The sequence below is a fragment of the Streptomyces sp. NPDC001922 genome (genome assembly GCF_042891165.1).
GTDB lineage: Bacteria > Actinomycetota > Actinomycetes > Streptomycetales > Streptomycetaceae > Streptomyces.
The window spans coordinates 248,300-259,825 of the sequence record NZ_JBIASV010000002.1 but is presented as its reverse complement, the minus strand read 5'-3'; the positions used below and the strand labels follow the sequence as shown (position 1 = coordinate 259,825).

10 protein-coding genes are annotated in these 11,526 nt (G+C 69.7%); 9 read left to right on the top strand and 1 reads right to left on the bottom strand.

The features are described 5' to 3' along the window. Positions 1–301 precede the first annotated feature (301 nt). From ACFYYR_RS04585 to ACFYYR_RS04560, 6 genes are all read left to right on the top strand, one after another. Positions 302–1,021 (top strand): GntR family transcriptional regulator, encoded by a 720-nt coding sequence (locus ACFYYR_RS04585; RefSeq protein WP_388847269.1) that lies wholly within the window; start codon positions 302–304, stop codon positions 1,019–1,021. Positions 1,022–1,732: 711 nt separating this feature from the next. Further along, the gene (locus ACFYYR_RS04580) at positions 1,733–2,743 is read left to right on the top strand and encodes a sugar ABC transporter substrate-binding protein (RefSeq protein ID WP_388846843.1); all 1,011 of its coding nucleotides are present in this window, start codon (positions 1,733–1,735) and stop codon (positions 2,741–2,743) included. Further along, positions 2,740–3,786, top strand: a complete 1,047-nt coding sequence (locus ACFYYR_RS04575) for an ABC transporter permease (RefSeq protein ID WP_388846841.1) — start codon at positions 2,740–2,742, stop codon at positions 3,784–3,786. Before ACFYYR_RS04580 ends, ACFYYR_RS04575 begins: the two co-directional genes overlap by 4 nt. 62 nt (positions 3,787–3,848) lie before the next feature. Next, the gene (locus ACFYYR_RS04570) at positions 3,849–4,661 is read left to right on the top strand and encodes an ATP-binding cassette domain-containing protein (RefSeq protein WP_388846839.1); all 813 of its coding nucleotides are present in this window, start codon (positions 3,849–3,851) and stop codon (positions 4,659–4,661) included. Positions 4,662–4,830: 169 nt separating this feature from the next. Next, positions 4,831–5,970, top strand: coding sequence for an ROK family glucokinase (locus ACFYYR_RS04565; RefSeq protein ID WP_388846837.1), 1,140 nt, complete (start codon positions 4,831–4,833; stop codon positions 5,968–5,970). Continuing rightward, complete coding sequence (locus tag ACFYYR_RS04560) at positions 5,967–6,569, top strand: hypothetical protein (protein ID WP_388846836.1); 603 nt, start codon at positions 5,967–5,969, stop codon at positions 6,567–6,569. The genes ACFYYR_RS04565 and ACFYYR_RS04560 overlap by 4 nt, the downstream gene beginning before the upstream one ends. Positions 6,570–7,073: 504 nt before the next feature. On the opposite strand, the gene ACFYYR_RS04555 is transcribed toward ACFYYR_RS04560, so the two are convergent. Next, positions 7,074–8,117 (bottom strand): LysR family transcriptional regulator, encoded by a 1,044-nt coding sequence (locus tag ACFYYR_RS04555; protein WP_388846834.1) that lies wholly within the window; start codon positions 8,115–8,117, stop codon positions 7,074–7,076. A 738-nt stretch (positions 8,118–8,855) separates the two neighbouring features. Between ACFYYR_RS04555 and ACFYYR_RS04550 the strand changes: the two genes are divergently transcribed. The 3 genes from ACFYYR_RS04550 (at position 8,856) to ACFYYR_RS04540 (ending at position 11,521) form a co-directional block, all read left to right on the top strand. Continuing rightward, entirely contained in the window at positions 8,856–9,071 is a 216-nt protein-coding gene (locus tag ACFYYR_RS04550; protein WP_388846832.1) for a hypothetical protein, read from the top strand. Positions 9,072–9,169: 98 nt separating this feature from the next. Further along, complete coding sequence (locus ACFYYR_RS04545; protein ID WP_388846831.1) at positions 9,170–10,258, top strand: methyltransferase; 1,089 nt, start codon at positions 9,170–9,172, stop codon at positions 10,256–10,258. A 96-nt stretch (positions 10,259–10,354) separates the two neighbouring features. Continuing rightward, positions 10,355–11,521 carry a beta-ketoacyl synthase N-terminal-like domain-containing protein gene (locus ACFYYR_RS04540; RefSeq protein ID WP_388846830.1) on the top strand — a complete coding sequence of 389 codons (1,167 nt, stop codon included), beginning with the start codon at positions 10,355–10,357 and terminating at the stop codon, positions 11,519–11,521. Positions 11,522–11,526: the final 5 nt, after the last annotated feature.

Here is an 11,526-nt window from a genome sequence, read left to right as displayed (position 1 = left end):
TCACGTCTGGCGGCCGGGCGCGGTCCGAGCCTGCGTCCGGCCCCCCCCCCCCCCGCCGCGGGGCCCCCGCGGGGGGGGGGGCGGCCCGGGGGGGGCCCCCCCCCCCGGGGGGGGGGCCCCCCACGGCTGCGGGTGGGGCCTCCCACGACGGGAACGGCGGGCGTCGGCACGGGTCCGCACCTCGCAGTTCCTGTCATTTTGTCCGGACAATCGAACTTCACGACTTCCCGTCATCTGTCCGGGCCACTACGCTCGCCCCGTGGCGAAACAGCCGGATCCGACGGGGTCTCTCCAGCTCAGCGTGGACCGCAGCAGTCCGGTCCCGCTCTATTTCCAGCTCTCCCAGCAGCTCGAGGCGGCGATCGAGAAGGGCCGGCTCGCCCCGGGCAGTCTGCTGGGCAATGAGATCGAGCTCGCCGGGCGGCTCGGCCTCTCCCGGCCCACCGTCCGCCAGGCGATCCAGTCGCTGGTCGACAAGGGTCTGCTCGTGCGCCGCAGAGGCGTCGGCACGCAGGTCGTGCACAGCCAGGTCAAGCGCCCGCTCGAACTGAGCAGCCTCTACGACGACCTGGAGGCGGCCGGTCAGCGCCCCGCCACGCGCGTGCTGCGGAACACCACCGAAGCCGCGAGCGCCGAGGTCGCCGCGGCCCTCGGGGTGCCCGAGGGGTCCGACGTGGTCCTCGTCGAGCGGCTGCGGCTCGCCCACGGCGAACCCATGGCCCACCTGCGCAACCACCTTCCGGCCGGGCTGCTCGACCTGGACACCGTGCGCCTGGAGTCGACCGGTCTGTACCGCCTCATGCGGGAGGCGGGCATCACCCTGCACAGCGCCCGGCAGGCGGTCGGCGCGCGCGCGGCCACCGCCGACGAGGGCGAGCAACTGGGGGAGCCCGAGGGGGCGCCGCTGCTCACCATGGAGCGCACGACCTTCGACGACACGGGCCGGGCGGTCGAGTTCGGCTCGCACACCTACCGCGCCTCGCGCTACGCCTTCGAGTTCCAGCTGCTCGTCCGCCCCTGAGGCGGCCCGGGGCCGTATCCCGGCTCGGTGCCGGAATCCGGGCCCCGCGGCACCCACCCCGACACTCACCCGGTTCGGTGTCACCGGCCCCGGGGTGTCGCTGTGCCGTTTTTTTGAGGTCATCCACCCCCGGCCCGGAGGCCGGGCCACCGGGCCCCCACCGCTTCCCCCGAGCCCGATACCTCCCGCCCTGCTCCCTCTGTCCACCCCGGAAACCCGTCCGCGTAAGAATGTTCGGACAAAGTATTGACGGCCTGTGCCGGCCGCCGTTAGAACTCCACCAGTCGCAATCGGGCGGCTCAGGAGGGAAGGCGGACCCACCATGGCGCGCAGACCCGGAGTCCGGACGGCGGCCGTCCGCGGTGCCCGCTTTCCCCCGCCGCCGTCGGGACCACGGAGGATCCGCGCCTGGGGATCCCGGCACCGCGGCACCCGATGAAACCGGCACGAACAGGGGTGACCGATACTTGGGCGGCCGGGCCCGGGTCCGCACGGCCCGGCAGCCCCGAGGAGCACGCACCACAGCACATGAGGCAGCAGACCGAGCAGCACATCGGGCAGCACAACAGGATCGGACGGCACAACAGGCAGGACGACGAGCGGCGCGGTGACCGGCGGGTACGGTCCGCGGCACCGTCCCGCCGTACGGTCGTCGGTCGGGGAGCCGGCACGGCTCACACAGTCAGGTCACAGCGAGAGAGGCATGTCTTCGTGGCAACGGTTCGGACAGGGGTACGCGCAACAGGTGCCGTGCTGGCGGCGGTGCTCGGCGCGACCCTCGTGGGGTGCAGCAGTACGGGCGGCAAGCGCGCGGAGGAGCGTGCGGCGCAGGCGGCCGGGGGGCGCGCGGCGGTGAACACTCCCCGCTGGACCTTCGCCATGGTCACCCACTCGGGAGACGGCGACACCTTCTGGGACATCGTGCAGAACGGTGCCCAGCAGGCGGCGGCCAAGGACAACATCAAATTCCTCTACTCGCACCACAAGGAGGGGCAGCAGCAGGCGCAGCTCGTCCAGGCGGCCATCGACCAGAAGGTGGACGGCCTGATCGTCAGCCTGGCCAAGCCGGACGCCATGAAGGACGTCGTCACCAAGGCCGTGAAGGCCGGCATCCCCGTGGTGACCGTCAACTCCGGCTCCGCCGAGTCCAAGAAGTTCGGCGCGCTCTCCCACATAGGCCAGGACGAGACCATCGCCGGTGAGGCGGTCGGCGAGGAGCTCAACAAGCGCGGCCGCAAGAAGGCCCTCTGCGTGCTGCACGAGCAGGGCAACGTGGGGCACGAACAGCGCTGCGACGGGGCCCGCAAGACCTTCGACGGCGAGCTGAAGAACCTCTACGTCGAGGGCACCAACATGCCCGAGGTCCAGTCCTCCATCGAGGCGAAGCTCCAGGCCGACCAGGACATCGACGCCGTCGTCACCCTCGGCGCGCCGTTCGCGGACACCGCCGTCAAGGCCAAGGAACAGGCGGGCAGCAAGGCCGAGATCGACACCTTCGACCTCAATGCCAAGGTCGCCCAGTCCCTCAAGGACGACGACCTCGGCTTCGCCGTCGACCAGCAGCCCTACCTCCAGGGCTACGAGGCCGTGGACCTGCTCTGGCTCAAGAAGTACAACGCCGACGTCCTCGGCGGCGGAAAGCCGGTGCTCACCGGCCCGGAGATCATCCACAAGAAGGACGCCTCGGCCCTGGAGCGGTACACGAAGCGGGGGACGCGATGACAGCCCTGGTCAAGACGCCCACCGCCACCGACGAGCGGCTGCTGGAGACCTCGCTGCTGCGCCGGTTGATGGGCCGGCCCGAGCTGGGCGCGGTCGTCGGCGCCGTCGCGGTCTTCCTCTTCTTCTCGGTCGCCGCGGAGAGCTTTCTGCGGGCGCCCAGCCTGAGCACCGTCCTCTACGCCTCGTCCACGTTCGGGATCATGGCGGTGCCGGTGGCCCTGCTGATGATCGGCGGGGAGTTCGACCTCTCCACCGGCGTCATGGTCACCTCGTCCGCGCTGATCTCCTCGATGTTCAGCTACCAGATGACGGCCAACGTGTGGGTCGGCGTCGGGGTGTCCCTGCTGGTCACGCTGGCGATCGGCTTCTTCAACGGCGTCATGCTGGTCCGGACGGAACTGCCCAGCTTCATCATCACGCTCGGCACCTTCCTGATGCTGATCGGCCTCAATCTGGGCTTCACCAAGCTCATCAGCGGCACCGTCTCCACCAAGACGATCGGCGACATGGAGGGCTTCCCCTCCGCCAAGGCCGTCTTCGCCTCCCACCTGACCGTGGGCGACGTCGACGTGCAGATCACCGTCCTCTGGTGGTTCGCGCTGGTCGCGGTGGCCACCTGGATCCTGCTGCGCACCCGCGTCGGCAACTGGATCTTCGCCGCCGGCGGGGGCGCCGCCGCCGCCCGCGCGGTCGGTGTCCCGGTCGGCCGCACCAAGATCGGCCTGTACATGGCGGTGGCCCTGTGCGCCTGGATCTCCGGGCAGCACCTGCTCTTCTCGTACGACGTGGTGCAGTCCGGCGAGGGCATCGGCAACGAGTTCCTGTACATCATCGCGGCCGTCATCGGCGGCTGTCTGATGACCGGTGGCTACGGCTCGGCCATCGGCTCGGCCTTCGGCGCCTTCATCTTCGGGATGACCAACAAGGGCATCGTCTACGCCAACTGGAACCCGGACTGGTTCAAGTTCTTCCTCGGCGGCATGCTCCTCCTGGCCACCCTGCTCAACGCCTGGGTCCGCAAGCGGGCGGAGGCCACCAAGTGAGCGCCCCGGCGAACGCGGCAGGCGAGGCCGCCCCGACGCACGACACCGAGCGAGGAGGCACGGTGACAGCCCTGGTCGAGCTCACCGAGGTGAGCAAGTTCTACGGCAACATCAAAGCCCTCCAGGACGTCTCCCTGGAGGTCCACGCCGGCGAGATCACCTGCGTCCTCGGCGACAACGGGGCCGGCAAGTCCACCCTGATCAAGATCATCGCGGGGCTGCACCGGCACGACGCCGGCACCCTGGCCGTCGACGGCGAGCCGACCTCCCTCGCCTCGCCCCGGGACGCCCTGGACCGCGGCATCGCCACCGTCTACCAGGACCTGGCCGTGGTGCCCCTGATGCCGGTCTGGCGGAACTTCTTCCTCGGCTCCGAGCCCACCAGGGGCAGGGGCCCCTTCCGCCGCCTCGACGTGCGGACGATGCGCGAGACCACCCGCAGCGCCCTGCTCCGGATGGGCATCGACCTGCGCGACGTCGACCAGCCCATCGGCACCCTCTCGGGCGGCGAGCGGCAGTGCGTGGCGATCGCCCGGGCCGTGCACTTCGGCGCCAAGGTGCTGGTGCTCGACGAGCCCACGGCCGCCCTCGGCGTGAAGCAGTCCGGCGTCGTCCTGAAGTATGTGGCGGCCGCCCGTGACGCCGGTCTCGGAGTGGTTCTGATCACCCACAACCCGCACCACGCCTACCTCGTCGGGGACCGCTTCGTGCTGCTCAAGCGGGGTGCGATGGCCGGCCGCCACACCAAGGACAAGATCACTCTGGATGAGCTCACCCGCCAGATGGCCGGCGGCTCCGAGCTGGAGGAACTCAGCCACGAACTGGAGCGGGCGCCCGTCCCGGACCACCTCGCGGCTGCCACCGACGAGGCCTGACCCGGCGGCGCCCGACGGAAGGAGCATCCCGGGCATATCGTCTCATATGTGTGCGTCCGTCCCGGTGTGATCACGGGGTCCCGGGCCTCCCCTCAGGAGGCCCCGGACCCGTGCCCCCTGGCACAATCACCAACAGCACCGAACGACCGCACACGAACCAAGGGACGAGATGAGCACGTACCGCGAGCTCGCGCACCGCGGCTCGGCCAGGGCCACCGTCCTCCGCACCGTCGGGACGCGCGAGCGCCGCTCCCACCTGAGCGCCCCGCGGGTCCCGACCGTCGGCATCGACATCGGCGGCACCAAGGTGGCCGCCGGAGTCGTCGACGCCGACGGCAACGTCCTCGAGAAGCTGCGCACCGAGACGCCGGACAAGTCCAAGAGCCCCAAGGTCGTCGAGGACACCATCGTCGAGCTGGTGCTCGACCTCTCCGACCGGCACGACGTCCACGCGGTGGGCATCGGTGCCGCCGGCTGGGTCGACGCCGACCGCTCCCGGGTGCTGTTCGCCCCGCACCTCTCCTGGCGCGACGAGCCGCTGCGCGACGCCCTCGCCGCCCGCCTCGCGGTCCCCGTGATGGTCGACAACGACGCCAACACCGCCGCCTGGGCCGAGTGGCGCTTCGGCGCCGGACGCGGCGAGGACAACCTCGTCATGATCACCCTCGGCACCGGCATCGGTGGCGCCATCCTGGAGGACGGCAAGGTCAAGCGGGGCCGCTACGGCGTCGCGGGCGAGTTCGGCCACATGCAGGTCGTCCCCGGCGGACACCGCTGCCCCTGCGGCAACCGCGGCTGCTGGGAGCAGTACAGCTCCGGCAACGCCCTGGTCCGCGAGGCCCGCGAGCTCGCCGCCGCCGACTCGCCGGTCGCGTACAACATCATCGAGCAGGTCGGCGGGCACATCGGTGACATCACCGGCCCGCTCATCACCGACCTGGCCCGGCAGGGCGACGCCATGTGCGTGGAACTGCTCCAGGACATCGGCCAGTGGCTCGGCGTCGGCATCGCCAACCTCGCCGCCGCCCTCGACCCGTCCTGCTTCGTGGTCGGCGGCGGCGTCAGCGCGGCGGACGACCTGCTCATCGGCCCGGCCCGGGAATCCTTCCGCCGCCACCTCACCGGCCGCGGCTACCGCCCCGAGGCCCGGATCGTGAAGGCGCAGCTCGGCAACGAGGCGGGCCTCGTCGGCGCCGCCGACCTCGCCCGGCTCGTCGCCCGCCGCTTCCGCCGTGCCAACCGACGCCGCGTGGAGCGGTACGAACGCTACGAGCGCTATGCGCAGAACCTACGAGGGAGCCGAGGATGACTTCCGCCGAGCGACCCGCCGTCCCCCGGCAGACCCCGCCCGCCGGCGGCGAGGGCCCGGCCGGGGCGACCCCGCTGGGCACCGGCCCCAGCCTGCGCCGCCGGATCGTCACCCTGCTGATCGTGGTGCTGCTCGTCGGCATTCCCGCGGGCTATCTCGTGGTCTCCGCCCAGCAGAGCCGGGAGAGCGGCAAGGACAAGGAGGGCAAGGCGGCGGCCACCGGCCTCACCGAGGGCTGGCCGTCCAAGGTCACCCGCCGCATCTACGACGTGCCGATCCAGCCGTACTCCGCCGACGTCGCCTTCTATGAGAGCAACTCGTGGAAGGTCAGCAAGCTGTACGTGCAGTTCGTCACGTCCGACGACGGCCTGGAGCGCTTCCTGCGCACCATCGGCTCCAGCCGCGAGGAGCTGAAGGGCGGCCGGGTCACGATCGGCACCAAGGACGCCGCGACCGTCGGCTGGAACCTCGGCGCCGGGAAGGACTGGGCGGGGACCCGCCACACCCAGCCCCAGCCGCAGCCCCAGCAGGACATCACCGTCGACCTCCGCAACAAGGCGCACCCCAAGGTGTACGTGGTCTCCACCGTGACGCCCTGACGCCCTGAGGCCGTTCCGGACCGGGATATCGGCCCGGGCCGGGGACGCGGGACCGTGTCGGGCCGCCGCTTCCGTGTGAGGTGAGGAGCCCCGTCTGCCTCCTCCCGCACGTTCCATCAGCGCCTCCTGGCGCACGGCTCTTCTCCTCCGCGCACAGCACCACCGCCTTCTCGGGCGGATGGTGGTACAGGCCGGCGACGTCGACGACCGCCAGCGGTTCACCGTCCCCTGCGATACACTGAGTTCGGCGGTGGCCTCTTTGTTCGCCCCGTCTTCCGCGCACCGCAGCACGATCCTCGCCCGCAGTGCCAGAAACTGCGCGGTCTTCGCCCGCAGCGCCCAGCCGTCAACTCCGCCCGCTCGGCCTCGGAGAACGCCGGCTCCGGCTTGCGCCGACCCAGCCGCAGCTCGTCCACCGGGCCCGCCATCCGCCGGGCCACGCATCGCGAGCGCCAGCGCACCGTCTCCGTGGATCCCCTGAAGTCCGCTGCAGCACGTGGCGTGTCAATCCTGTCCCAACTCCCTTCTGGCGGCTGATGCGAGACGCTCGGCCAGGGGATGCGCGCCGCGTTCGGGCAGGACGAGGGAGACCTGTATCGCCGGGGCGTTCTGGAGGGGCACGAATACGACAGAGGAGTGGCTGGTGCGCCGGGAGGCTAGTTCGGGCACCGTGCCAATGCCCCGGTCAGCGGCCACGGCCTCGAGCCATTCGTCGTAGTTGCCGCACCTGACGACCGTCTTGGGGCGGTGCCGTGTCGGCCAGAGGTCCGGGGAGGTCGTTCCGCTCACCGTGTTCTCGACCAACGGCCAGTCCGCGAGTTCCGCCCAGTCCAGGTGGTCGCGCCGGGCCAGCGGTGAACTGCGCGCGACGGCTGCCACCCGGGGCTCTTCCCACAGCGGGACCGCGACGACGGGCAGATGGCCAGGAACGTTGCGCAAGAGGGCGAGATGGGTGTGGCCACTGTGCAAACCGGCGGTGGCGGTGTCGTCGCGCAGGAACTCGAAGTCGACGTCGGCCTCCTTCGCGAATTGAGCGACGAACCGGGAGAATACTTCGGGGAGCAGCCAGCAGAAGCCGATCCGCAGGATCGAGGAGGAGTGCAGTCGGTTGATCGCGCGATTCAACTGGATGTACGCCTCCTGTAAGTCCCCGTGGAACCTCCTGCCCTGCTCGGTGAAAGTCAGGCGACGCGTAGAGCGGTCCAGGAGCTGGGTGTCGAGCGAGGCCTCCAGCCGCTGGATGGCGCGGGAGACAGTGGGCTGGCTCACGTGGAGCTGTTGCGCCGCATCGGTAAAACTGCCTGTCTCCACCACCGCCATGAAGCAGCGAATCTGCGACAGCTCCACATCTGTTTTTGGTGAACGCACCCGTTCGCGAATCATCGAAGCCCCCTTCTGTCCGGTGATCACAGTTCGCAGGAGAAAAAGGGGAGCTTGACGCGACGATTCTTTGAAGGACGGCCCGTCGGCCGTTTTGTCGCAGTAAATCGCGCGACAGACAGCGCCCACCACCGCGCTGCTGTCGCTCCCCCGTTCTTTCTCGGTCACGCACTGCGGGCTGGAGGAAAAGCGCGACATATTCGCTTGTCACAGTGCCGCCACCGCCTGCCCGCTGATGCATCTAACACCATACCTAGAAGGGGGCGGCATGAGTTGAAAGCTCAACTGAGCACATACCTGCTCATTCGGGTTGCGCAGCGCTCGTTAGCTGAACGCCTCTTCACTCTCGGCAGTCAAGCGTGTTCTTTCGGTGTCAATTTTCGTGATGGAGTCGGTTGAGACAGGCGTAAACCTCTGACATGGTCAAATTTTGGTAACAAATTTCGGTGTTCGTCGGCATCCTTCGTGGTCGAGGGTTTCAAGCCGGAAGGCTTGATTTCGCGCATGTCTCGCGCCGGCGTCCGTGCGGATCTGCCGAGGGTCAGGTGTGCCGAGCGGGGCGTGCCGTTTGCCCCGCGTTGATGAATCGCCTCGGATGGGCCCATGGGTGTGGCGTGAAATGGGCGTGCGCTGCATTTATGCACGCCTTGAATAAGTGATGCACGATGATCATTCTGCTTGAAGTTCCAGTCCGCGTGGGTTTGGATGAGTGTCCGGTGCGGCGGCGCCGGCGGTCGAAATGGAATCACTCCCGACACCGAATCCAGGTGGACGGAATCCTTGGTTCCGGGCATTCCGGAATATGTCACACCCAACCGTTCCTTCGGCTCTCGCGTGCGCTGAGTGCCCGCGATTCCTTTTACGTCACCGCAGAGAGTTCTCGCATCACCGTAGAGAGGAAGCACCGTGTCTCCGGTCGCCCGAGACCTGGCCATCGAAGCCGAGATGCAGGCGCGATACCACGTCGCCATCACCCAGGACGCGCCATCCCCGGACAACCTGCTGCTCCTCGACACGGCCGACCTCAGCGGTACGCCGCGTTCGACAGCGGTGACGGCATGCATCTCAAGAATTCCGGAGCCCTCGCCACGGCCGCGATGGCCGGCCTCGGCGCAACTCTGAACAGACGGCATTTCACAAGGCGTCGAGAGCCGGGACCGGCGTCCGGCGGGTGACGCCGACCTGCAACACCGGACAGATCGCGGAACCGTGGAGGGCACGTGAGGCAAACGGGGAACCCCCGGACCGACTTTTCAGGCAACACCCCCGCGGCCCTGCTGGACCTCCTTGACGGCTTTCGCAGAACCAAGGTCCTGGCAACGGCCGTCCGACTCCGTCTCTTCGACCTTCTCGCCGAGCGCGGCGCGCTGAGCACGGCCGAGGCAACCACGGCGCTGGGCCTGGCTGAGCGTCCCACGCACATGCTGCTCACCGCCTGCTGCTCACTGGGACTGCTGGACCGGGACCCGGGCACCGAGCGCTACCGCAACAGCGCCCAGGCCCAGCGGTTTCTGGTCTCCACCGGGCGGCACTACCTCGGCGGCTTCATACAACTGGTGGAGGAACAGCAGTACCCCGGCTGGGAGGACCTGCTGACCGCCATGCGCGAGAACCGGCCGACGGCATGGGACCCCGCCGCGCGTCCCAGCAAGTTCGCCGTGGACGACGCCACGGGAGAAGTCGAGCTGTTCTGGAACGCGATGGCCTCCCTGTCGTCCTCCATCGCCGAAGTGATCGTGCATGCCTACGACTTCTCCCCGTTCCGTCGCCTCCTCGATGTCGGCGGCGGCCCGGGAGAACTCGGCATGCGGCTGTGCCGGCTCAACCCCCGGATGCAGGCGACCATCTACGACCTGCCCGCGATGTGCGAACTGACCGCGCTCAGGCTCAGGGACCGCGGGCTCGACGACCGCGTCCGCACGCTCGGCGGCGACCTGCTCACCGATGACGAACTGCCCCGCGGCCACGACCTCGTCACCCTCACCAACGTGCTGCACATGTGGGACGAGCGCACGAACGAAACCATCCTGCGCAAGTGCCATGCCGCGTTGGACGACGAAGGGGTGCTGGTCATTGCGGAGGGGTTCGTGGATGACGACGGCACAGGCCCGGAACCTGCGGCGTTGATGAGCCTCAACATGCTGGTCGACACGGTCGGCGGAGCCAATCACTCCCGGGCGGCGTACGAGTCGATGCTGGCCCGGGCCGGCTTCGCGACGGTGCGGCGGGTGCCGGTGGCGGCCGACGCACCCACGGGCGTCAACGGCCTGCTGGTCGCCCGGAAGTCCGGGAGACCAAGCCACGCATGACAGCCCGGCCCGGCCGGGAACCACCGGCGCCGACCATGCGCTCCGGTCCGTGCACTTCCTCGTCCTCTCCATGGCACTCACACCCAAGGCGGCAGCATGCCCATTCCCCCTGCGGACATCCTCGGTATCGGCGCGGTCAGCGGCTACGGCTGGTCCATGGACGACCTGTGGTCCGGCCTGCTGTCAGGCAACACCTCGGCCGAAGCCCACGCCGGCCTGGGCGGACGGTTCCCCGATCCGTGCTGGCTGGCCCGCATCCCCGAAGGCGGCGACCCCGAGGCGGGGACCACCCGGTACGCGCGGGCGGTGACGGCCGCCGCCGACGAGGCCATCGCCGACGCGCTCGGCCGCGGCTGGCGGCCGGGGGAGCGGGTCGCCCTGCTGTACGCCACCACTGGGGCCGACCGCGAACGGTGGCGGCAGCGGTACCTCGAGCCGGAGCAAGGCAACCCCCGCCGCCGGTTCGTCGAGCAGGTGTGGACCACCCCGGCGGCCCGCGTGATCGAGCAATACCAGTTCCACGGGCCGTCCATGGTCATCAGTGCCGCGTGCACGTCCGGGCTGCACGCGCTGGCCATCGGACAGCGCCTGCTGGCCACCGGCGACGCGACGGACGTGGTGGTGGTCTCGGCCGATGTCGGCTACGACGGTGAGGAGATACGCGCCTTCGCCGCTCTCAAAGCCCTGGTGTACGACGCTCCACCCAGCGAGGTGTGCCGACCGTTCCACGAGGGCACCCGCGGCTTCATCATGGGCGAGGGCGCGGCGGCGCTCGTGCTGGCGCCGGCGCGGCAGCCCGGAACCGAGGGGCGCATCCGCCTGCTGGGCTCCGCGCTGGGCAACGACGCCTACCACCCGGTCTCCATCGCGCCGTCCTTCGAATACCTCATCCGAACCATGGACACCGCGCTCGGCCACGCCGAAGTCGCCCGGGAGGACGTCGACTTCTACGCCGCGCACGCCACGGGCACCGCGCAGTGCAACGAGGCCGACGCCGCCGTGGCCGAGCACTTGGGCAAGCAGTCGGTCGCCTACTGCTTCAAGCCCATGCTGGGCCATGCCATGGGCACCGCCCCTCTGCTGGAGACCGTCATCACCGCCCGGGCGTACAGCGAGGGCCTGCTTCCCGCAGCAGCCGCCGAGGCCGAGGCACATCCTCAGCTGGCTCGCGGACGGATCACGCACCGGGGCGGCATCACCGCCCAACTCGGCCTGGGATTCGGCGGAAACATCACCACGGCCGTCTACGGCGATGTCGACTGACCGCG